The 22,618-nt window shown below is 53.3% G+C and carries 16 protein-coding genes and 2 tRNA genes; 1 reads left to right on the forward strand and 17 read right to left on the reverse strand.

Annotated features, from left to right (window positions below; translation table 11 throughout):
• Positions 1-137 precede the first annotated feature (137 nt).
• Positions 138-211 (forward strand) — tRNA-Ile (locus ACO064_RS07550).
• A gap of 149 nt (positions 212-360) precedes the next feature.
• Here ACO064_RS07550 and ACO064_RS07555 read toward each other — a convergent pair.
• The 17 genes from ACO064_RS07555 to ACO064_RS07635 form a co-directional block, all read right to left on the reverse strand.
• A complete protein-coding gene (locus ACO064_RS07555; RefSeq protein WP_421826779.1) occupies positions 361-588 on the reverse strand; it encodes a hypothetical protein in 228 nt (75 codons plus the stop codon).
• A 94-nt stretch (positions 589-682) separates the two neighbouring features.
• Entirely contained in the window at positions 683-1,225 is a 543-nt protein-coding gene (locus ACO064_RS07560) for an ATP-binding protein (protein ID WP_421826780.1), read from the reverse strand.
• Between the two features lie 336 nt (positions 1,226-1,561).
• On the reverse strand, positions 1,562-2,986 hold the full coding sequence (locus ACO064_RS07565) for a phytoene desaturase family protein (protein WP_421826781.1): 1,425 nt from the start codon (positions 2,984-2,986) through the stop codon (positions 1,562-1,564).
• Positions 2,987-3,084: 98 nt separating this feature from the next.
• Complete coding sequence (gene soxC / locus ACO064_RS07570; RefSeq protein ID WP_421826782.1) at positions 3,085-4,314, reverse strand: sulfite dehydrogenase; 1,230 nt, start codon at positions 4,312-4,314, stop codon at positions 3,085-3,087.
• A gap of 2 nt (positions 4,315-4,316) precedes the next feature.
• Positions 4,317-4,928 carry a c-type cytochrome gene (locus tag ACO064_RS07575; protein WP_421826783.1) on the reverse strand — a complete coding sequence of 204 codons (612 nt, stop codon included), beginning with the start codon at positions 4,926-4,928 and terminating at the stop codon, positions 4,317-4,319.
• 115 nt (positions 4,929-5,043) lie between these two features.
• Positions 5,044-6,696, reverse strand: a complete 1,653-nt coding sequence (locus ACO064_RS07580; protein WP_421826784.1) for a hypothetical protein — start codon at positions 6,694-6,696, stop codon at positions 5,044-5,046.
• A 12-nt stretch (positions 6,697-6,708) separates the two neighbouring features.
• On the reverse strand, positions 6,709-8,106 hold the full coding sequence (locus tag ACO064_RS07585) for a DoxX family protein (protein WP_421826785.1): 1,398 nt from the start codon (positions 8,104-8,106) through the stop codon (positions 6,709-6,711).
• 10 nt (positions 8,107-8,116) lie between these two features.
• Positions 8,117-9,460: a RagB/SusD family nutrient uptake outer membrane protein gene (locus ACO064_RS07590; RefSeq protein ID WP_421826786.1), complete on the reverse strand. Its 1,344-nt coding sequence runs from the start codon at positions 9,458-9,460 to the stop codon at positions 8,117-8,119.
• A gap of 2 nt (positions 9,461-9,462) precedes the next feature.
• Positions 9,463-12,501 carry a SusC/RagA family TonB-linked outer membrane protein gene (locus ACO064_RS07595; RefSeq protein WP_421826787.1) on the reverse strand — a complete coding sequence of 1,013 codons (3,039 nt, stop codon included), beginning with the start codon at positions 12,499-12,501 and terminating at the stop codon, positions 9,463-9,465.
• Between the two features lie 776 nt (positions 12,502-13,277).
• Positions 13,278-14,063 carry an SDR family NAD(P)-dependent oxidoreductase gene (locus ACO064_RS07600; protein ID WP_421826788.1) on the reverse strand — a complete coding sequence of 262 codons (786 nt, stop codon included), beginning with the start codon at positions 14,061-14,063 and terminating at the stop codon, positions 13,278-13,280.
• 38 nt (positions 14,064-14,101) lie between these two features.
• Positions 14,102-14,983 (reverse strand): phytanoyl-CoA dioxygenase family protein, encoded by an 882-nt coding sequence (locus ACO064_RS07605; RefSeq protein WP_421826789.1) that lies wholly within the window; start codon positions 14,981-14,983, stop codon positions 14,102-14,104.
• 269 nt (positions 14,984-15,252) lie between these two features.
• A tRNA-Cys gene (locus ACO064_RS07610) sits at positions 15,253-15,323 on the reverse strand.
• Between the two features lie 372 nt (positions 15,324-15,695).
• The gene (locus ACO064_RS07615; RefSeq protein ID WP_421826790.1) at positions 15,696-17,180 is read right to left on the reverse strand and encodes an SLC13 family permease; all 1,485 of its coding nucleotides are present in this window, start codon (positions 17,178-17,180) and stop codon (positions 15,696-15,698) included.
• Positions 17,153-18,118, reverse strand: a complete 966-nt coding sequence (locus ACO064_RS07620) for a creatininase family protein (protein ID WP_421826791.1) — start codon at positions 18,116-18,118, stop codon at positions 17,153-17,155. The genes ACO064_RS07615 and ACO064_RS07620 overlap by 28 nt, the downstream gene beginning before the upstream one ends.
• An 11-nt stretch (positions 18,119-18,129) precedes the next feature.
• Positions 18,130-19,569, reverse strand: coding sequence for an APC family permease (locus tag ACO064_RS07625; RefSeq protein WP_421826792.1), 1,440 nt, complete (start codon positions 19,567-19,569; stop codon positions 18,130-18,132).
• A 3-nt stretch (positions 19,570-19,572) separates the two neighbouring features.
• Positions 19,573-20,739 carry an LLM class flavin-dependent oxidoreductase gene (locus ACO064_RS07630; protein ID WP_421826793.1) on the reverse strand — a complete coding sequence of 389 codons (1,167 nt, stop codon included), beginning with the start codon at positions 20,737-20,739 and terminating at the stop codon, positions 19,573-19,575.
• A gap of 140 nt (positions 20,740-20,879) precedes the next feature.
• Positions 20,880-22,604, reverse strand: coding sequence for an amidohydrolase (locus tag ACO064_RS07635; RefSeq protein ID WP_421826794.1), 1,725 nt, complete (start codon positions 22,602-22,604; stop codon positions 20,880-20,882).
• Positions 22,605-22,618: the final 14 nt, after the last annotated feature.

Here is a 22,618-nt window from a genome sequence, read left to right on the forward strand (position 1 = left end):
ATGGAGTAGAGTGTTGCACGACACCAGCGAGACCATGCAATCGGGCGACTTTTGTGGTTACGATTTGACGCGGAAGTCGATTTTTGTATATTTGCAGATGCTTCGCCCTCAGGGTCGGAGCCCCGGTTTTCCGGTGCGGGCCTATAGCTCATTCGGTTAGAGCAACTGACTCATAATCAGTAGGTGCTTGGTTCGATTCCAAGTGGGCCCACCTTGGTAATCAAGTAGTTAGCCACTCTTTCACGAGAGTGGCTTTTTTTATTTGATACACCGTTTGATACACAATTTACATGAAATTTTTGCCATTCATTGATTTGATTATGGTATCTTCAAGATATCCAACTGCCTTTCTTAACACGCTTAGTTAATCTGAAAACCAGCATTTACGGGTTCGGATGCTTTAGTCACGCCAAGTAGGTTGCCTTTTTCTTTGTTCTGTTTAGGGATTTTCATTCTTTTCTGGAAAATACCATCTAAGTTATCAAACGGCAGCAGTCGCGTTAATGAGTACCAACGCGGGATCAGTCCGAGCAAGGTAACGAGAAAGGCTTCTTCCAGCAGATCGATATAGTTGCGGATCGTAGTCACACTCACCCCAGCGAAGCCGCCAGCATCGAATAGTTCAATAACAAACCTTGGACCGTGGTCAGCATCCGCAGCAAGCGACTCAACAAAGTGGCCGTTACCGAGTGCCTAGTTTCCCCAGCAGGGGCAAATCCCGCTCAACATAACGCTGGATAAAGGAGCGATACCATTGGGTGCGAATGCGGTCCGAGTCGATGAGAAAAGGTTCCGGAAAACCGCCCCGGAACCAATGGGTCAGATACGGTGTCGTGCTTACTTCAGTCCGAACCAGCGGAGTCAACTCCATAAAAGTGATCCGTCCTGCCAGGGTTTCACCACTCCGGGCCAGTAAATCCGGAGAAGCCGATCCCAGCAGAATGAAACGTCCCGGCTGGCGGTTCTGGTCGACCAGCGAACGCAACTGCGGAAACAACTGGGGCATCCGTTGAATTTCGTCCAGAATGACGGTATGGGTGGCGTATTGCTCCAGAAGCCAGCCGGGGCGGTCGCCCAATCGATCCTGATCTTCCGGCCGTTCCAGATCAAAGTATAAGATGGGTTTGCCCGTATTCTCCGTTGAAGAGCGGGCCAGCGTCGTTTTCCCGACCTGCCGGGGACCAACTAAACCCACCACCGGAAAATACAAAATAGCCTCCCGCATCGGGTTCTAAATCAAACGGGCAACTGTTTTATTCATACATATTGTAAAATTCAAATGTAGATGGATAATCGACTTTAATGCTCCTCTGACCGAATAATCAAAAGGCGGTTGGTTTTTGCCCTCAAAGTTGTAAAAAAGTAAGTTTTCGTAGCTAAGAGCTTGACAAAATGCCGAGGGTTTTAGACCCTCGACTTGCTAATGGATTGCGTATCAGGTTTTGTCAATTATCACCATCACTATATCGTTAATTTTCAAGTGAGGGTAACGGCAGACCATGAATTAGCAGAGCGGCCAGTGCTGTATCTGTGTTTCAGTGGCATCACCCTCACGGTTTGCTTACTGGTTAAATAAATCTTTCAGAGCCTGTCGAGCGGCATGATACCCGCACATGCCGTGAACACCGCCCCCCGGTGGCGTTGAAGAAGAGCAAATATAAAGCCCTTCGGAGGTTCGGTAGGGCGACCGGCGCAAAGCAGGACGGGTGAAAAGCTGGCCGAGATCAATACTACCGCCGTTGATGTCGCCCCCGATGTAGTTGGGATTATGCGCTTCCAGTTGCTCCGTATTCATGGTATGGCGCGCCAGAATCCGGTCACGAAAACCGGGTGCAAACCGCTCGATCTGCTTCTCGATGGCGTCTGTGCGATCTACTTCCGAGCCGTTGGGAACGTGGCAATACGCCCAGGCCGTGTGTTTCCCAGCTGGTGCCCGTGTCGCATCGAACAAACTTTGCTGGGCGAGCAAGACAAACGGCTTTTCGGGATGCTGCCCCTTTGATGCCAACCGTTCCGATTCGGCGATCTCTTCCAGCGTATTTCCGATGTGAACCGTCCCCGCCCCGCGACAACCTTCAGCCGTAAACGGAATCGGGCCGTCCAGCGCCCAATCGACCTTGAAAACGCCCATGCCGTAGCGGTAGCGGTTCAACTGCCATCGATAAATCGAAGAAAACCGGTGTCCGGCAATTTGCAGAAGCTGTTTAGGCGTAATATCAAACAAGACCGCTTTAGCCGATGGTAACTGAGCAAGTGAAGAAACATAAAAATTTGTTTCGACTTTACCACCCAGCGAGACAAAATACGACACCAACGCATTGGCAATCTGCTGTGACCCGCCTTTGGGAAGAGGCCACCCGCGCAGGTGGGCCGCCGTCATCAGAACCGTAGCAATGGCAGAAGTCGTAAAATTGGAAAGTGGCTGAATGGAATGTGCCGCCATACCGGCCCACAATCCTTTGGCCTGTTTCGTCTTGAACCAATGGGCTAACCACGTCGACGGGGGCAGGGCTTTCAACCCGAAAAGCGCAAAATCAATGGGGTGTTTTGGGAACGTCAGCGGCCCCAGAACGTCGGCGTCGATCCGGGGCCACTGGTCGATCAACGGTTTAAAAAAGTTGAGATAGGCCTTTTCATCCGCTCCCAGCGAACGGGCGGTTTCTTCCACGGATGAGGCCAACACAGCCGCCGTCCCGTCATCGAACGGATGGGCAGCCGCGACCGGTGGGTGAATATATTCCAACCCGTGGGCGTCAAGTGGCAGCGTGCGAAAAAACGGCGAACTGGCCGCCATAGGGTGAATCGCCGAGCAGATGTCGTGCCTAAAACCGGGAAGCGTCAATTCCGCCGTGCGCAAACCACCGCCGAGTGTCGATTTCCCTTCCAGCAGCAACACCGAAAGCCCGGCCTGTTGCAATGTAATGGCGGCTGCCAACCCATTGGGACCGGACCCTATAACAACGGCATCAAATTCAGTTTTATACATGGAGTGAAAAAGGGTTTTTACACAGAGTTTATCAGAGTTAATCAGAGAAAAAAACTCTGCTCAACTCTGATTACCTCTGATAAACTCTGTGTAACCATTTAAACTTCCGGCCGGAACAGCACCTGCCCGCTGGGTTTAATTTGCCAGGCCGTGATCGGATTCAAATGATACCCACCCGTGTTTTCACCCCGCGCCGTAAGCAGCTCATGGAGTGTAGGTTGCAGATAATCGGTTTCGTCGAGTACCCGGCTCATGATGACGGTTTCGCTGCCGTTCCATTGCCACAGATACCGGAACCGCGTGTGGGCTTTGTCCAGCACCGGCCCCTGCAACTGTGCGATTTGCCACGTTTTTCCGTTGTCCGTACTGACTTCCACCTGCCGGACTTTTCCGCGACCACTCCAGGCAATGCCCCGGATTTCGAGCCAGCCTTTCTGAATGGTGGCTGGATACGTCGGATAGGTGATGACCGAACGGGCGTCGATGGTGAAACTGAACTGCCGGATTTTTCCGTCTTTGATCGGTTCGGTGTATTTCGAAGTTTCTTCGCGGGTCATGAACGGCTGATCGGCCAGTTCGAGTCGGCGGAGCCATTTCACGCTGGCGTTGCCTTCCCAGCCGGGCAGAAACAAGCGGGCGGGGTAGCCCTGTTCCGGTCGCAGCGGTTCGCCGTTTTGGGCGTAAACGATCATGGCGTCGTCAAAACCCTTGCTGACGGGGATGCTGCGGGTCATGACGGCCGCATCGGAGCCCTCCGCCAGAAACCAGGTGGCTTTGGGATGGACACCCACTTCCCGAAACAAGGTAGAGAGCATCACGCCCGTCCATTCGCTCTGGCTCGTTAACCCGCAAATATCCTGCGGACTGAGTTTTTCGTTGGCGCCCCGGCCCCGGTAATTCCCCGAACATTCCAGAAAACAGATGCGCGAAACGGATGGAAACCGTTTCAAATCCGCCAGCGTGAATACCGTCGGTTTGTCGACCATCCCGTGAATCACCAGTTCGTACTTTGCCGGGTCGATCACCGGCACACCGCCGTGATGCCGTTCGAAGTGCAGATCCGAAGGCGTGATGATGCCGTATAAATCCTGCAACGGCGTTCGCGACGAGATGTCCGACGGGCTTTTGAGCAGTTTCTCAAATTTCGAGCGCGTGCCCAGCTCGCCCGGCGGTGCACCCGGCACTTTGGTCGGATTATCGGGCCCGAACGCTTTTTCCGGAATACCGATCTGTACCGCTTTGGCAAACGAGGTCTGCGTAATGGCAACGGCGGCTGTGGCGGCTCCGCCCAGCAACATCCGACGGCTTATTTTCTGTGGTTTGCTCATGCTTACCGAACTTCTTTTCCGCCCTTTCGATCATCTGGCACAAAGAATTTCTGCGCGGGCATGACTACTTTGGGTAAGGTTTTGGCGTCGATCACCGCCGTTGAATCAATGATTTTGTTGGCTTGTAACAAAAAGGCCGTCAGGCTGTATACTTCGTCGTTGGTCAGCGTTCCGGGTGTGGTGAGCGGCATCGCCCGGCGAATGTAATCGAACAAAGTGGTCGCATAGGGCCAGTAATTGCCGATGGCTTTTTCTCTTCCGGTCAACGACGTGGCCACGAGCCGTCCGCCGAGGGTGGCGCTTTCTACGCCCGTGGCACCGTGGCAAACCGCACACTTGGCCGCGTAGAGCACTTTTCCGGCGGAAACCGTACCGGAACCTACGGGCAAACCGGTTCCGTCGGGCCGAACGTCGATGTCTAAAACCGCAATCTCCTTCGCCGTGGCCGGACGACCCAATCCGAAGCGGGCGGGCCAGCCGACTGTATCCGGTTTGGCCGATTGTTCGGTTACCAGGCTGTTGCCCCGGGCCTGATAACAGGCCTGCGCCGTGAAGAGTAAAAAACCAGTTAGCCCGGCCCCCAGGATTTTTAAGCAGGCGGTTTTGGGAATCATTTTATACCAGATGAAAACAGAAGGCTAGCATCCGAATTGGGTTGTATGCTGATCAAAAATAACGATTGCCCGGTTTCTAAAGTGGGTTATTTTCGTCGTTTTCAAGAATTATCGATTAATATTTGCCAGCCTGTAAGGTGCTTTCCGAAAGGGCGTATTTCCGGTTGACACGGTCCAGTACGACATAAATGGAGTCTTTCTTTTCGTCGATACCGGTCAGAATAACACGCGATCCGTCGGTGGTTGAATACGTCAGAATCATTCGGTTGCGTTTCACCGGGCGCGATTCTTCGGCGATGCCGCGGGTTCGGCGGGTCGACCAGGCTCTGGGATCAATTTTGTGGTCTTCATCGCCAATGTTGGCCCGTGCTGCTTTTGGAATCCAGTTGTCGGCCTTTGCTTCCTGATTTTCCTGGCGGTTTCGGCCAGCCCGCCCACCCGGTTCGCGCCCATCGACCGTAGCGCGGTTCGTCTGCCGGATTTTATCCTGTAAATACAACACCTGATTCACCGTGTCGGCATCGTAGTAAAACACCCGTTTTCCACCGGCTACGCCCGACACCTCGAACGTCCGGTTGATGTCGCGCATGGGCGAACCACCGCCATTAGAAAAATCCAGTTTTGTCGGGCGATTCACCTTGAAGGTCAGCGACGACCATTTTTCAAACGTCGCATTTTGCCAGCGAACCGTGTCCAAAGGCGAGTAGGGAATCACCTGGTTATTGATTCGGAATTCGGTCACGTTATACAACCCCCGCAGTTGCGTAACGCCTTTGACCGCCGGTTGTTTGTATGGATCGTAGAGCAGGTTTACCCATTGCAGGTAGGTCAGCCACACCAGAAAAATCCCGAACGTGGCGGTTTTCAGGCCGATGCGGGTGAAACGCTTCCACCCTTTCGACAAATCCGGATAAAAGCGGATGGGGACCGTAAACCGCTCCAGAATCAGCAGGTTGTAAATATTCCGGGCGTCGTACACCAGTAAAAAAAGTGCCATCACGACGAAATACGAACTGTAGACGTGAACCCCGCCGTCGTAGGCAAAATTGACGTAAACAATGTCTCCCAGCGCGCCCAGCAGCAAAGCGGCCCCGATGGTGGTGGTGCCCCGGAAAAACAGCAACGCTCCTGCCAGAATCTCGACCAGACCCGTAAATACCTGATACCAGGGCACAATGCCAACCGACATCCAGAAAATTTTCTGCGCCGTAAAATCACCGAAGTCGGTGTTCAGCAAGCCTTCGGAGGGATATGGCATTTGGGTTGGGAACAGCTTGGTGAAACCAAACCCGATGATGCCGATACCGGCCCGGTACCGCACGATGACCCGCAGCCAGTAATATAAAATGTTGTACTCCTGTCGTTTGCGGTCTACGGCCGTCCAGACGAGTCCGCCAACGATGGCGATTCCCAGAACGATGAACCAATCCGCGTAACCGAGCAGCAAGGCTCCACCGCCTTCGCCACCACCACCCCGGCCTGCTCCAAAATACCGCAGCAAACTGGGCGAAAAACGGGCGACTTCGTAGAGATCGCGGTAATGCAAATGCAGCCAGTCGAGTTCGAACAGATTTTTGTACCACTCGGGGCTGAGCGGTATGGAAAATAAAACGAAAAAGACGAAGGCGATGCGGAAAAGCACTTTCTGGAACGTCGTCCAGGGGCGTCCCCGGGCGTCCGAAGCGGGTTTGTTCGTATCGGGCAGTTTGCTGTCGGCCGGTTTGGGTTCCAGCACGATTCCGTCGGTGGTGTTTTTTTGAATGGCCATGACCGGTTGGGGTTAGAGTTTCAGCGCTCCGCGACGCCCCGTTTTCCGGGCCTCATCGAGCAGGTATTTTTTGTCTATTTTCTGCAATACCGCATAAACGGAATCCCGGTTCTGATCGATGCCCGACAGGACAATCGTGCCGGGATTGGGCCGGTCAACGTGAAGCTGGAGCGTTTCGGTAGCGTGATTCGGATTGCGGTTCCGGAGCGTCAGCCGCTGGTTCGATTCGTCGGTGTCGTACTGGTAGTAATGCCGCCCTGCCGAGCCTGAAAACTCATACTTGCGGTCACGGTCGTTTACATGGATGAACTCGACGTTCGTGCGATCCAGGATTACCGGGCGGTTGGAGCGGATGCTGAGCGTGGCCCACTTTTCGAAAACCACGTCCTGCCAGCGAACCGAATCCGTTGCCGAATAGGGTATTTCCTGTCCGTTGATGCGAAATTCGCTGACGTTATACAGCCCGCTGGCGTCGGTTAAACCAGGTTCCTGCGGAAACTGGTAAGAGCCCTCCCGGTACCCGGCGTAGGTTTTATAGCCATACAGCCCCACAAAAAACAGCAGAAAGGCACTTTTGAGAATCAGCCGGGCGGTTTTCTGCTGGTCTGAAAAAACCGGATTGAACCGGTTGGGAATCGTGGGGCGTTCGAGCGTGAGCAGCGTAAAAATCCGCTGGGCATCGAATGCCAGCAGCACCAGCGCGAGCGTGATCAAATAGAAACTGTAGATGTATTCCCCCCCTTCGTAGGCCAGATTCGACATGAATACATTGCCCAGAAACGAAATCGTGAGAAACGCGCCAATCGAAGCGGTTTTCCGATACAGCAACAGCAGGGCCGCCAGAATTTCGACTCCGCCGAGGAACGATTCATACGAAGGAACGATGCCCAGGCTCAGCGAGAAAATCTTCCAGTCGGTCAGGTCGCCGTAGTTGGTGTTCAGGTTGCTGAGGGAGGGCGTTGGGGCCAGAATCGGAAACAGCTTAATAAAACCGTAGGCCAGCAAACCGACTGCCAGCCGATAGCGCAAAACGACCCGTAGCCAGTAGTACAATGCATTGTATTCTTCCCGGTCACGGTAGCTCCAGATGATGGCACCCACCAGCGCAATGACGAAGACAACCACCCAATTGGCGAAGGTGTCGGGGCCGTCAAAAAAACGGGGCTGGTAGCGGGCGAGCTGAAAAATATCACCATACGATAAAGCCGCCCAGTTGATCGAAAAGAGTTCCTGGTAAAATTTCGGGTCGAGCGGAACCGCCTGAAGGATAAAATACAGAAAGGCGATCCGGAACACGATTTTCTCGTAGCCCGCCCATGCCGTCTGTTCCGGTTCGGCCGTTTTTTGTCGCGAAAAAACGGCCCCGTTTTTGGGTTCAATCTCTATACTCTCTCGTCTAACGTCTTTCATCTTCTTACAATCAATAGCCTGGATTTTGCTCTAACGTCTTGTCAGTCAGGAGTTGATTAACCGGAATGGGCAGCAAGAACCGGTTCGGATCGGTCATGTTCAAAACCGCAGCGGCCCGGCCCGTCCGGACCAGATCAAACCAGCGGTGCGGTTCCAGCGCAAATTCCACCCGCCGTTCGTCCTCGATGGCGAGCAACAGGGCGGCCTGGGTCGCGGCTGGGCTGGCCGTCAGACCGGCGCGGTCGCGAACAGCGTTCAGATCGCCGAGGGCGTCGGTCACTTTGTTCAGTTGGGCGCGGGCTTCGGCGCGAATCAGGTAGAGCTCGGCGATGCGGAAAATATAGCTCGGATCAGAGGCCGGGTTGCGGTAATACAGCGTGCCATACCAGCGGTTCTGGTTGTCTCTGGCCACCAGCACACTGCGGTTACCGCCAATGGTCGGGTTGTTCGCCAGCGCGACCAGTGCGTCATTAGGGGCCCACTGCCGCGTGCCGCCGTTGGTTTGCGGTTGCCATTGGCCCCGGTGGCTGTTGACTTCCGTCGTGCCGTTGTAGAATAGCTCGAAAACCGACTCCCGGGTTCCGCGTGCATCATTGGCAAAGAAGGCGTTGTACGGTTTTAGAAGGCCGTAATTGGTCGCATCGGTGATGAGTTTGGTCGCAAATTCTTCGGCTTTGGCCCAGTCTTTCTGGTAGAGATAATACCGGGCTTTCAGGGCCCAGACGGTTTTTTTCGTAGCGCGGTACCGATCGGTCGTCGCAGGCAACAGTGGATCGGCGGCTTCCAGATCGGCCAGCACCTGGGCGTAGGTTTCGGCCTGCGTGCTGCGTTTAATGCCGGAGTTCTCGGTGGGCGAGAGCGTCGGTTTTGTAATCAGCGGAACCCCGCCCCAGGTCCGGGCCAGATCGAAATAGGCCAGCGCGCGGATGAAATAGGCTTCGCCAAGGTATTGATCCCGAAGGACTTGCGTCAAGGTAGGGTCGGTTACGCCCGGCACTTTGGCCAGCACGTTATTGGCCCGGTTGATCGTCTGGTAAATGGCAATCCAGGTTCCGGCGATGGTTGAGTTATCGGCGTTCACTTTGTGGTTGATAAACTCCTGAATCTGCGATTGCGAACCGGTCCATTGAATGTTGTCGCCCGACAGATAGCCGATGGACTGAAAACCGGTGCCGTAATAATTGGAGCTACCCAGGGCGCTGTAAATACCGCGAACGGCGGTTTCGGCGGTCGCCTTATCGACAATCGTCTGCGTATCCGAAATGGACTCCAGCGGTTTGACGTCCAGAAACGATTCACAGGAACTGAAAACCGCCAGGGTAAGAATGGAAAAAAAGTAGGTGATGGGTTTCATGATCAGAGTGTTACGTTAATGCCGACTTGTACACTGCGGGGTTGCGGGGGCGTTCCGAGGTCAATGCCCTGTTGATTGGCGTCGCTGCTCGCGCTGGATTCGGGGTCGAGACCGGTGTATTTCGTCAACAGCCACAGATTACTGCCAGCCACATAGAAGCGAACGGCTTCAATTTTTGCTTTTTCGGTCAACCGTTTCGGGATCGTGTAGCCGAGGTTGAGCGAGCGCAGGCGCAGAAACGAACCGTCTTCGAGCCAGCGGCTTCCTCCATCGCGGTAATTGTTGATGTTGATGCCGTCGGGGCGCGGCACGTCGGTAATGTCACCCGGTTTTTGCCAACGGGCGTTGTTGCTGGCAAAAATGATGCGGGCGGCATCGCGGGCGCCACCGCCCTCGCCGAAGAATTTGTTGTGGTTGTAAATCTTGTTACCGTACTGGAACGCGAAGAATACCGCCAGATCGAAACCTTTATAAGTCAGGTTGTTGGTCAGACCACCGAAGAATTTCGGCCAGATGCTACCCACAATCTGCCGGTCGGCCACGGTGATTGCTCCGTCGTTGTTGACATCTTCGTAAATGACATTGCCGGTTTGCGGGTTGACACCGAGTTGTTTATACACCCAAAAGGAATACAGCGGTGTGCCTTGTTGTTGCAGGATCAGGTCGCGGCTGCCGTAGCGCAGCGGGTTTTCCAGCTTCTCGATTTTGTTGATGTTCTGGGCCACGTTGAAGCTGGTCGTCCAGGTCAGACTACCGCGCCGGATGTTCTCCGAACGAATACCCAATTCAAACCCTTTGTTGCTGATTTCGGCGGCATTGCTCCAGTAATTGCTAAAACCGGTGGTTCCGGCCAGCGCCAGTTGCAACAGCCCGTTGGTCGTATACTTGTTGTAAACGTTGAATTCCGCCGATAACCGGTCATTGAAAAAGGACGCATCCAGACCGATGTTGAACTGGTTGGTGCGTTCCCATTGCAGGTTCGGGTTGGCGAGTTGCTGGGGTGCAATGCCGGGACTGCCCTGGTAGGATGCTCCGCCCGTCCAGAGCCCCTGAGCCGCAAAATTGCCAATGCCGTTCTGGTTTCCGGTGGTCCCATAGCTGGTTTTCAGTTTCAGATCGCTAACGATTTTGGAATCTTTCAGGAAGTTCTCCTGCTTGATGCGCCAGGCGGCCCCGATGGCCGGGAAATACCCCCATTTGTTACTGGTTCCAAACCGGGAAGAACCATCCGCCCGAATGCTAAAATCGACCAGGTATTTACCGGCAAAATTGTAATCGATGCGGGAAAAGAACGATGCCAGGTTGCTCTTCGACCAGCTTTGGGAACTGGCCGTGGTGGCGGCTGATGAAATCTGGGTGAACAGGTTGTTGGCAAATCCCCGGCCTTCGGCGTAAGTGCGGGTCAAAACGTCGCTTTGCAAGGTATTCCCGACCAACACGCCCACGGTATGATTGCCGAATTTCTGCCGGTATGTCAGGGTTTGCTCGTTGAGCCAGGTCGTAAACTGCGTGATGCTGGAGGTGGCCAGACCGGCCGGACTGCCCGAAATGAGGAGATTGTTCCAGTATTCCGATTCGTTGTAATTGTTGTAGTCGATGCCCCAACTCGTGCGGAAGCGCAGATTCGGCAGGATTTGCGCGTCGGCGTAGAGATTTCCGATGTACCGAAGACTGGCCGACTGAACATCGTAATTATCGATCAGTAACGTCAGGTTATCGAAACCGGCCCGGCCCACCGGAACACCCTGCTCGTTGAAAGGCGACAGGTACGTCGGGGTATGCAAAGCTGCCTGGAGCAAACCACCCGCCGGGCCGTCGCCCGCCCGGGCCTGGTTGCGAAACGTGCGCGAAAACGTATTGCTGACGCCCACCTGAATCTTGTCGTTGACTTGCTGGTCGATGTTGACTTTAAAGCTGGCGCGCTCGAAATAGATGGGTTTGATGATCGCTTCCTGCCGGTTGTAGCCGCCCCCGATGTAGTATTTGGTGGTTTTGGTGCCCCCCGATAACGACAGATCGTAATTCTGGAGCCGACCGGTGCGGAACAGTTCACCCAGCCGGTCGTAGGTTTTCTGCTCTTCCGGCAAACCGCGACCGCCTTCCGCAACGGGGCGGAACGGGCGGTTTTCGGCGGTTCGATTCAGGCTGGGGGTATCTTTTCCGGTATTGATCCACCACTCGTTCACCAGTTGCGCGTGTTCGGGGCCGGTGGTCAGTTCCCAGAGTTTGGCGGCTTTGGCCACGCCATACGACGCATTGAAATTGATTTTCGGTTTCTGGTTAAAATTGCCCCGTTTGGTCGTGATCAGAATCACGCCGTTAGCGCCCCGCGACCCGTACAAGGCCGTGGCTTCGGCATCTTTCAGGATTTCAACACTCTCAATATCAGACGGGTTGATGTCGGCAATGGGCGAGGTAGCTTTTCCGCCCGTTCCCACGCTTTGCAGGCTGTTGTTGTTGATAAAAACGCCATCGACCACATACAACGGGTCGTTGTCGGCGTTGATGGAGGTGGCTCCGCGCACCCGGATGTTGACGGTTTCGCCCGGCACACCGGTATTGGAACTGATCTGAACCCCCGAAACCTTGCCCTGCAACTGAGCGTCGAAACTGCCCGTCGGGATGTCTTTGGTGGCGGCCGGATCAATTTTAGCAATCGATCCAATCAGATTTTTGCGTTCCTGTGTGCCGTAGCCCACCACGATGACCTCGCTCAATTGCCGCTGATCGGGTTGTAGCGCAATCGTTAACTCCGTTTGATTTCCAACCTTGACTTCCTGAGTCAGATACCCTATAAATGAAAAAACCAGCGGGGTATTCTGGTCCGACAACGTAAGCCGAAAGGTCCCATCGGCCTCTGAGGTCGTTCCCCGGTTGGTGCCTTTGATGCGGATGTTTACGCCCGGCAGCGTTTCGCCGTTTTTGTCCGTTACTTTTCCCTGGATGGGATAGGAACTTTGGGCAAGCGACGGCAGGGACTGTGTCAATACCAGCAAAAGGACGAAAAGGAAAAACCGTTTCGGATACGTTTTAATGGGCACCGTTGAGAAAACCGGCCTGATCGCTCTGGTTCTGTTTGTCTTTAGAAAATATATATTTTCCATATACTTAGTATAGTAATTGAATTGATCTTGAATTTACGAGCGGTTACCCCGGTAGACAGGCCAGCAGGCCCGTAAGAAATAATCAACCACCGAAAATTCGAACACGCACAGCGAGCCTGTCTATCGGGGTATCAGCCAGTAAATGAAAATGGCAGAAGCAAATGGGTGGCTACGGTTGTCAGCAACAACAGCAGCGGGAAGAACTTGTCGGGTCTGGAATAGCCCGTTTAGAGGAGGAAAAAACCACCACCTGCGTCACCGGGAGCGATGACGAAAAAGCCGTACATATCCTTTTCATTGCAGTAAATGAAAAAAGTTAGTTGAGCCCAATTGCCTGGCTGGTGGTTAGCAAAGCCTGGACATTGTTTGTATTCTACTAAATCAGGAGACAAAGTAAACTACTCCTGCCAGAACAAAGCAATAATTAGCCGGTATAATTTATATAATATTTTAATATTATTGAAATATTTATATAATTACGCGATATAATTAATTTCTATAAATTAAAGTGGGTATGCTTAGCCGTTTTCCAACTGCGCAATAGGTAATTGAAGCCAAACGAGATTTAGAGGACTGTACACAAGAACCTGTTTCGATTTCTTTTCCTTTTAGATCATCAGAATAAAAAAGGAATTGCAAATGAAATAGGATGAATTATCAGATATAAGTACTAATAAATATACTTTTTCATTTGATGGCAGCACCAAAACGGTTTAATTGTGTTTGGGCTCGTAAATACCGCCAACGACTTTTTCAACCAGCGATTTGGGCACGACTCTCGGCAGGAAAGCGCCCACCTGGTTGATAAAACCAGGAATAATCTCCGATTCGCCCCTGAACAGGCCTTTAACGGCAATTTTTGCAACCGACTCCGGACTCATGTTGAGTTTTGACGCCGTTTTCTTGATCGATTCACCCATGCGGGCGCGGTTGACGAAGTCGGTATCGGTACTGCCCGGACTCAGACAGCTCACCGATAAATTGGAATGCCGGAGTTCGTGGCGCAGACCACGCGTAAACGAAACAACAAACGCTTTGGAAGCCGCGTAAATCGACACGTAGGGGACTGTCTGATAAGCCGTTGTGCTGCCCACATTTAATAAATACGCCTTCTTCTGTTCTTTCAGAATCGGCACAAATGCGTACGAAATTTCGACCAGCGCTTTGATGTTGACGTTGATCAGTTCCAGTTGTTCAGCAATCGGAATCTGCTCGAATGAGCCATTCAGGCCAAAACCGGCGTTGTTGACGACCACTTCCAGATCGTTCCGAAACGGTTGATACCAGTCCTGAATGGTCTGGGCAACACCCGGCTGCGAGAGGTCGAGTGTCAGGGTGTAAGTGAAAATACCGTGTTGCTCCTCCAGACGACGGGCCGTCCGGAGGAGTTCTGATTCATCGATGTCAATGAGAAACAAATCATAGTTCAGCCGGGCCAATTCCCCGGCAATGGCTCGTCCGATGCCTTTGGCAGCACCCGTTATTAAAGCAGAAGGCATGTGTAAAATTAGATTTAATGATCTGGTGAACGATTGAATTACCCCAAAAGACGGCTCCAGTTCAGGTTCTTCAACGCGAACTTTTCGCTGCGCTCAGCTTGTGCCGCATCCCTCTTTTGCTTTAAACCGGCCAGTTTGTGGTAGAAAGGCGTTGGACTATCGGCATTTTTGGGCTGATAAGCACCCGTAATAAACGGAATGTACATTACCCGGCGACGGCTTTGGGCTCCCACCACGGGCGACTGCTGAACCCGGTGCCACAACCGGCCATCGTGAATGGTTAAATCCCCCGCTTCAATATTGAAGCCCACCTCTTTCGGGTCCGGTTCATTGTCTACAAAATATTTCTTCCTGAAAAACAGTCCCATCAGACCCTGCGTGTGGGTTCCGGCCAGAACCCGCAAACCGCCGTTCTCAACGGAGCAATCGTCCAGGTGCAATCCCACGTTCAGCATCGGCTGAATCCGGCTCCCCATAAACAAATCGCGCGGGCTGTCGGTATGCCACCCCAGTTGTTTGAACTGGCTGAAAGGCGAATTCACGTAATGATTTACGACCAAACCGTCTTTTTCATTTTCACCAATCCGGCCATCATAAGGTCCCAGCAATTCCAGTAAAATCTGGAAACGGGGATCTTTCAAAAATTCACTTAAAACGTTGCTGTAATGGGATGTAAACGCCAGTCGCTGAATCAGGGTGCGGCCCGTTTCGTCAAAACCGAACTTCAACGGAATACCGTTTACTTTCTTCACGTCTTTGCTCAAAAATGCATGCTGCACGTTTTGAATTTCTCTCAGAAATACGGCAACAGTCTCTTTTTCGACGAAGTTTTTAAATTGAATAATGCCATGTTGTTGAAAAAATAGCCGCTGTTCGGCCGTCAGATTATTTTCGAAATGGAAAGGGGCAAATGATTTCATAAAAGCCAATGATGTTGCTGGTGGTCTGATTTGCATCAGGAAGTTGAAAAGTGGGGCGTATTCCACCCGGCGTAACGACCCTCCCGGTCGAAACGCTGTCATTTTCCGCGAAAAATGGAATGGGAAAGAATCGAATAAGTATGCCTTAGCGGCAACAACAGCAACAAGGAAATGCTTTCAGACGGCGTTCAACCAGCGTCATAAGCGAAGGAGGTAAAATGTAGTGATGAAAAAATGACCGAAACCTACGGAGTAATCATTGAAAAGTGAGGTCCCGAGCGGATTCGAACCGCTGTGGGAGATTTTGCAGACCTCTGCCTAGCCACTCGGCCACGGGACCTTGTATACTTATTCAACAAAAAGCAAATGACGAATCAATGGGAGCGAAACACTCCGGGGTCTATTTCAGATTGAACAGACTGGAAGAAGGCAAGAAATCAACAACAACAGGACACGGGTGTGTTAACAATACCGCCAGTAAAAGACGATGAAAACGAAGAAGGCCGGAAACCGACTAAACAAATCGAAGCTACGGGAACTATACGGGTTAATTTCATACAACGAAACTGACAAGGAATGGCTACGGAGTAATCAATGCCTTAAATAATAGTCTACTTAATCATTAGACAAAGTAAAGTATATAAAATTAAGATTCCAAATTTCTTCTGAATTAATTGCATATACTTTCCAATCATTCTTAAAACCGTACGGACTAAATCATCCAGGCATACGCTTTAGCGGCCGCAATCAGGAGCAAAAAACCAATGATAGCCAGCAAACTACCCGCCAGCATCATGTCTTTAATGGTGACTTGTCCGGTGGTCAATACGATGGCATTCGGTGGAGTTGACATAGGCAGGATAAAGGCAAAACTGGCAGCAAACGTTACCGGAGCGCCCAACAGAATCGGGTTAATCCCGGTCGAGTCGGCAATGCCGAACGCCATCGGTAAGGCTATAGTCGCCAGAGCCGTATTGGCAATGAACAACTTCAGGAGCAATACCACGCCCGTCAGTGCAATCATCAGATACCAGGCATTGCGGGTTCCCGTCGATGCGACGGCTTCACCGATGATTTTGATGATGCCCGAACTCTCCAGGGTTTTGGCTAAGGCCAGTCCGCCACCGATGACGAACAGAATTCCCCACGGCAGTTTGGACATACTCGTCCAGTCGAAAAGCAATCCGGTTTTACTGGAAGGGTCCGGAACGCTGAACAACAACAAAGCTCCTGCCATACCAATGATGGTATCGTTCAGAAAACCCAGCCCGAACCGGTCGATCAGCACGGGGCGCAAAATCCAGCCAGCCGCCGTGAGTATAAACAGGCTGCTCACGGCGTATTCCTGAAAAGTGACCGGACCCAGCGCGGTAATTTTGTCATCGATAATCTCCGAAGCATTCGGCAGCGAGCTGACATCCACCCGAAACAGCACCTTCACCAGCATCAGGTACGTTGCAATCAGCATCAAAACCGCCAGCGGAAAACCGACGACAAACCAGCCGGTAAACGAAACGTCGATCTGGTAAAGCTCCCGCAAATACCCCAGCAAAACGGCGTTGGTGGGCGTTCCGATGGTGGTGGCAATGCCGCCAATGCTGGCGCAGTAGGCCAGTCCCAGCAGCAGGCTGGTCGAAAACTTCCGAAATTCAGCTTGCAGACCGGCCTCCCGAAAATCAGCTTCCAGCAGCGTCAGCACCGAAGTGGCAATCGGTAAAACCAGCAAAGCGGCTGCCGTATTGTTCACCCACATGCTGACAAAGGCCGTCGCCACCATAAAGCCCAGCACGATCCGCTGGCTGGAGGTTCCCACGAGTTTAACGATGTGCAGCGCGATCCGGGTGTGCAAGTGATGCCGTTCCATCGCCAGGGCAAAAATGAATCCGGACAGGAACAGCAAAACCGTCGGGTTGGTGTAGTTGGCCGCCGTGGTGGGCAGGTCGAGAATGCCCAGGGTCGGAAACAGGACCAGGGGCAAAAAAGCCGTTACGGGCATCGGAACGGCCTCGGTAATCCACCAGACCATGATCCAGCCCGCTACTCCGATGACCAGCTGGATCTTCGGCTCAAACGGAACCAGTCCGGCAAAAGCCAGCACGAAAAAGACGAGCGGACCCGCCACCAGCGATCCGTAGGAAGTCCAGGATTTAACCGGGAGCAGCGGTGGGGTCAGTTTTTGGGTCGGAGTGCTTTCCATTTTTCGATAAAAGCGACGGCGGCTTCCACAAACCGCTCGGTTTCGATGCGTCCTTTTTCCGACGAAGCCGTGGTTAAATCACCAATTCCCCATACGCCCGTCGTCGACATTTCGGCTGCGGATGTTTTTTTGCCGGTTTCTTTCGCTTTCAAACCCTCCGCCAGAAACACCAGCAAAGTAGCCGGGTCACCGTCCAGCACCTCCGGAACCATGGCGTCCATGTGTTTCGGCATCGTCAATTTGGCAGTTTCCGCCCGATCCATCTGCACCAGGTTGGGCGTCAGGTAGAGCGACGACGAGGTTTCGCCAACGCCCGCGTGCCGGTCGAATACCTTGGCGCGAATGTTGACTTTTTCCGTCGCATTCGCCGTCGTTTTGGCGGGTGTGGCCGGCGCAGGCACGGTTTTGCGAAAAGCCGCAATGGCCTCCCCTACCTCCACCGCAATACCGGCGGTTTCCTGGTTGATGCGATCCACCAGATACGTACAGATGGCGCGGTTTCCGCCGTGGGCGTTCAGAATCAAAAACCGCTTGAAACCGTGCCGGAGCAGCGATTGGACGGCTTCGAGGTGAACCTGAACGATGGTTTCGGCCTTAAGGGAAATCGTTCCCGGAAAATCCAGATGAAAGGGCGACTGCCCGACCAGCAAAACGGGCGCCACCAGAATATCTGTTTTTTGAGCCACCAGCTTCGCGCGTTCCACACCGTTCAGGTAGTCGGTTCCGATGGGTAAATGAAGTCCGTGCTGCTCCAGAGCCGCCACCGGAATGATGACCATATCCGATTTAGTCAACAACTCCCGGACTTCCGGCACGGTCATGTGCGGCAGGTAATTCTTGACTTTCTGTTCGTGCCACAACGGGTTTGTCTGGGCGTTCGACGCCGGACCGACCAAACCGGCCAGCAGGATTGACAAAAGAACGAGGCTTTTTTTCATACCAGTATAGTTTATCCTTTCACTGACTCGTCCACCCGGTTCCGGCGGTTAATTCCGTAATAAATCGGGACGCCGATCAGAGCGATGATCAGGCCCGGCCAGGTATACGTTGGCTTGTAAATGATGAGTAACCCGCAGAAGGCAACGCCCATCAGGATGTACAGGGCCGGTAAAACCGGGTAACCGAACGCTTTGTACGGGCGCGGCACCTCCGGTTTTTCCTTCCGCAGAATGAAAATCCCCCAGATCGTCAGGATGTAAAACAGCACGACAACGAACGAAATCATGTCCAGCAAATCGCCGTATTTTCCACTCAGACACAGCACCGACGCCACCAGACTTTGAATCCAGAGGGCAAATTCCGGAACCGCGTGCTGGTTCAGCTGGGCGGTTTTCCGGAAAAACAAACCGTCTTTGGCCATGCTGTAATACACCCGCGCACCGGCCAGAATCAGACCGTTGTTGCAGCCGAACGTGGCAATCATGATCATGATGGCAAACAGGGCCGTGCCGCTGGCGCCAAAAATGGCCTGGGCAGCCGCAATGCCGACACGGTCTTTTTCCGTAAACCCGATGTCCTGCAAGGGCAAAACCGCCGTAAACATGATGTTCAACGAAACGTACAGAACGGTAACCATCAGCGTCCCCAGCAGCAGGCTCAGACCGATGTTCCGCTTCGGGTTGGTGATTTCGCCGGCCACAAACGTGACGTTGTTCCAGGCATCGTAACTGATTACCGAACCCACCATCGCGGCTGCAATCGCCCCACCTAAAGCCGGAAGACCAATGTAGTTTTGAAAAGAGCCGTCGCCGGACAGTTTGCGAATGTGCCACGCGTCGCTCCAGTTGGCCGTCCAGACGTCCGGTTTCAGGTAGATAAACCCGAACACGATCAACCCCAGCAGGCTCAAAACTTTGGTGGACGTAAACGTGGTCTGGATGATTTTTCCACCTTTCACGCCTTTCGTATTGATGTAGGTCAGCAGCAGAATCAGGCCGATGGAAAGCACCTGAGCCGGTGAAATCCGGAACGAACCCAGGGCGAAAAGCGTCACGTCCTCGCTCAGTTCCGGCACGAAATAGGCCAGAAATTTGAAAAACGAGACGCCAACAGCCGCAATCGTTCCGGTCTGGATGACGGCAAACAGACTCCAGCCATACAGAAAAGCCACCAGCGGATTGTAGGCTTCTTTCAGGTACACGTATTGCCCACCCGCTTTCGGATACATGCCGCTCAACTCGCCGTAGCTCAGGGCCGCCGTCAGGGTCATAAAACCGCTGATCAGCCAGACGGCAATGAGCCAGCCCGCCGAACCAATGTTGCGGGTGATGTCGGCACTCACAATAAAAATCCCGGAACCGATCATGCCGCCCGCCACCAGCAGCGTTGCATCCAGCAATCCCAATTCGCGCTTCAGTTCCACAACCGGCTTTACCTGAACATCCTCCATCGGCTAGACCAGAACAGAATTGGTTAAGGGCGTCACGGGTGTTTCGGCGGGAATGCGGTTTTGCAAAACCGGCATCGAGACGTTTGGCAGATGCGGCAGAACCAGGTCGGCGAAGTAATTGGCCTCTTCAATCAATGGAAAACCGGAGAAAATGAACGCCCGGATGCCCATATCCATATAACGGTTCAGCTTTTTGATGATCTGCTCGGGACTCCCGACCAAACCGCCCCCGCAGCCCGAAAACACCTTGCCGATGTGCGTCCAGAGAATGTCTTCCACGTAGCCATCATCGTCGGCGGTTTCGCGCAGTTCGTCCTGGCGTACCACCCCCAGCGAGCGCGAATCTTCGCCCCGGCTGCGGATTTCCTTTGCGCGTTGCTCATCAAATTTCGACATCAGCCGTCTGGCATACGCCCGCGCTTCGGCTTCCGTTTCGCGCACAATGACGTGAACGCGCAACCCGAAATCGATTTGCCGCCCCTCGGCAGCCGCCCGCGCACTCATGTCCTGCATGGTCGCGTACATGCTTTCCTCCGATTCGGGCCACATCAGAAATACATCGCAATGTTTGGCGCAGACTTCCCGTGAACCGGGCGAGGTACCGCCGAAATAGAGCAGCGGACCGCCGTTTTGCTGGTACGGTTTCACCGGATCGGCGGGCATGTTGAACTGGTAAATCTCGCCTTTGTAGTCGATGCGTTCCTGGGTCCAGGCCTGTTTCAGAATTTCGATAATTTCGGCGCAACGGCGGTAGCGGAAGTCGGGGTTTTCGCGCGTTCCCGGCAAATCCGAGTTGATGATGTTGAGAATCAAGCGTCCTTTCAGCATGTGGTCCAGCGAGGCAATGGCGCGCGCCAGCATGGGCGGATGAATTTCACCGGTTCGGATGGCCGTCAGCAAGTTGATAGACTGGGTTTCGGGTGCTACTCCGGCGGCAAACGTCAGCACATCCTGCCCGACCGTGAACGCCGTAGGAAACAGAATGGAGCTGAACCCCCGGTTTTCGGCCGTCAGCGTGATGTCGCGACAATGCTGAAAATTGCTCCGGCGCCCGTCGTCCAGAACGCCCAGATACTCGGTGTCGCCCCCGATGATGTCGTTGAACCAGGAGATTTCCGCAACGCGCTGGGGCGTCCGGATGGATACGGTTTTTATGTTCGATAAAGTCATGATTGTGAATGGGCTAAGTGACTATGGACGATGGTCTGCAGTTAATAGTCAGCGGTCAATGGTCTCTTAAAAAAAATGTAGCAGGGAGCAAAGCGCTCCCTACTAGACACATACAACTAACTTTTCTGTCAATTAAAAAGCTATCGTTTGAACACCGTCTGGCCTTCCTTGATGGTTTCCAGCACAACGATGTCTTTGATTTTTAGCGGATCAATGGTCAGCGGATTGTCCGACAACACCACCAGATCGGCCAGCTTCCCCTTTTCGATGGAGCCTTTCGTTTTTTCTTCAAAATACTGGTACGCCCCGTTGATCGTCAGCGCACGCAGTCCTTCGATGGGCGTAACCCGCTCCTCCGGCCCGATGGTTTTTCCGGAACGCGACTGGCGGTTGACCGACGACCACAGCAAAAACAGGTGATTGACCGGCGTAACGCCGTAGTCCGTGTGGTTCGTAAAAGGAATGTCACGCTTCAGGGCCGATTTCAGCGGACTCGAATAAAAGGCCCGGTCCTCGCCTAAATTCTGGACGTGAACATCCCCCCAGAAGAAGGTGTGGTTCGTGAAAAACGACGGCACCAGCCCCAGCTTTTTGTATTGATCCAACTGGTCGGCGCGCACAAACTGGGAGTGAATCACGACGGGTCGCCGGGCCGTGCTGGTCGTTTTCAGGTCGCGGTTGGCCGCTTCGATGGCCGTGAGGTACATGTCGATGGCCGCGTCGCCGTTGCAGTGCACAAACACCTGAATGTTGTTTTCGAACCCTTTTTTAACAGCCGCGTTAAACTGCTCCTGCGTCGTTACCGGAAAGCCTTTGCACTCGATGTTGTCGCAGCCCGGCACTTTGGTCAGATACGGTTTCCCGAAAAAGGCGGTTTTCCCCTGCGGAGAACCGTCGGACACAAACTTGAAGCCATTCAATTTCAGGTGGTTATCCAGTACACCGTATTTGAAATCCGGATTCCCCAGCACCTTGTCGATGATCCCGTACGACGGCAGCGTTTCAATGTCGATGAACAGGGCCTTGCGTTCGGCGGCTTTTTTGAGCAGTTGCAGCGATTCGAAACTGGTGCTGCCGTCCTGGGCCGTCGTAATGCCGTGGCTGGCGTAGAACGTCTGCTGATCCTTTAAATCATTGATCTGATCATCCAGCGTCTGCGGTTTACTGTCACCCCTACCCCGAATCAGTCCCTGCGCCTTTTCCTGAAGCAGCCCTTCGGGTTCGGTCGTTCCTGTTTTCCGAACAATCATCCCGCCCGCCGGATCTTTCGTGCTGCTGTCGATGCCCGCAGCTTTCAGAGCCGCCGAATTGGCGACGGCCATGTGGCCCGAAACGTGCGTAATCACCACCGGATTGTTCGGAAAAGCACCGTCCAGATCCTCTTTGGTCGGGTGCCGTTTCTCCGCCAACTGGTCAACGTCGTAGCCGAAACCGCTGATCCATTCGCCATCCGGTATCTTCTTGTCGGCTTTGTGTTTCTGCAATTCGGCCACCAGATCGGCGATGTTTTTGACCGGGCCAACTGGCGGGGCCGCCACGTTGGCAGTTTTGGCCCGGCCCAGGCCCATGAAGTGGCTATGCCCGTCGATGAAACCGGGAATAACGGTTTTTCCACCCAGATCCACAACGACGGTATTGGCTCCTTTCAGTTTGGAAATATCCGCCGTCGAGCCGACCTCCAGAATTTTGCCGCCCTGCACGGCCACCGCCTGCGCTACAGAATTGGAGGCATTGACGGTGATGATTTTGCCATTGATGTAAATCTTATCGGCAACAGCTTTGGGCGATTTTCCGTCGCCAGGATTTGTACTGAAGGCGTAAAAAGGTAGGGCTGCGAGGGTGAATAGCGCGAGGGTCTTTTTCATGATAAAGGACATTC

It is taken from the genome of Larkinella sp. (genome assembly GCF_965227735.1).
Classification (GTDB): Bacteria; Bacteroidota; Bacteroidia; order Cytophagales; family Spirosomataceae; genus Larkinella.

What these genes read in the sequence shown, in the direction of transcription:
- ACO064_RS07600 (WP_421826788.1), bottom strand. Translation starts at nt 14,063, where the DNA reads ATGCCTTCTGCTTTAATAACGGGTGCTGCCAAAGGCATCGGACGAGCC.
- ACO064_RS07615 (WP_421826790.1), bottom strand. Translation starts at nt 17,180, where the DNA reads ATGGAAAGCACTCCGACCCAAAAACTGACCCCACCGCTGCTCCCGGTT.
- ACO064_RS07620 (WP_421826791.1), bottom strand. Translation starts at nt 18,118, where the DNA reads ATGAAAAAAAGCCTCGTTCTTTTGTCAATCCTGCTGGCCGGTTTGGTC.
- ACO064_RS07630 (WP_421826793.1), bottom strand. Translation starts at nt 20,739, where the DNA reads ATGACTTTATCGAACATAAAAACCGTATCCATCCGGACGCCCCAGCGC.
- ACO064_RS07560 (WP_421826780.1), bottom strand. Translation starts at nt 1,225, where the DNA reads ATGCGGGAGGCTATTTTGTATTTTCCGGTGGTGGGTTTAGTTGGTCCC.
- ACO064_RS07565 (WP_421826781.1), bottom strand. Translation starts at nt 2,986, where the DNA reads ATGTATAAAACTGAATTTGATGCCGTTGTTATAGGGTCCGGTCCCAAT.
- ACO064_RS07585 (WP_421826785.1), bottom strand. Translation starts at nt 8,106, where the DNA reads ATGAAAGACGTTAGACGAGAGAGTATAGAGATTGAACCCAAAAACGGG.
- ACO064_RS07635 (WP_421826794.1), bottom strand. Translation starts at nt 22,604, where the DNA reads ATGAAAAAGACCCTCGCGCTATTCACCCTCGCAGCCCTACCTTTTTAC.
- soxC (WP_421826782.1), bottom strand. Translation starts at nt 4,314, where the DNA reads ATGAGCAAACCACAGAAAATAAGCCGTCGGATGTTGCTGGGCGGAGCC.
- ACO064_RS07590 (WP_421826786.1), bottom strand. Translation starts at nt 9,460, where the DNA reads ATGAAACCCATCACCTACTTTTTTTCCATTCTTACCCTGGCGGTTTTC.
- ACO064_RS07575 (WP_421826783.1), bottom strand. Translation starts at nt 4,928, where the DNA reads ATGATTCCCAAAACCGCCTGCTTAAAAATCCTGGGGGCCGGGCTAACT.
- ACO064_RS07580 (WP_421826784.1), bottom strand. Translation starts at nt 6,696, where the DNA reads ATGGCCATTCAAAAAAACACCACCGACGGAATCGTGCTGGAACCCAAA.
- ACO064_RS07625 (WP_421826792.1), bottom strand. Translation starts at nt 19,569, where the DNA reads ATGGAGGATGTTCAGGTAAAGCCGGTTGTGGAACTGAAGCGCGAATTG.
- ACO064_RS07605 (WP_421826789.1), bottom strand. Translation starts at nt 14,983, where the DNA reads ATGAAATCATTTGCCCCTTTCCATTTCGAAAATAATCTGACGGCCGAA.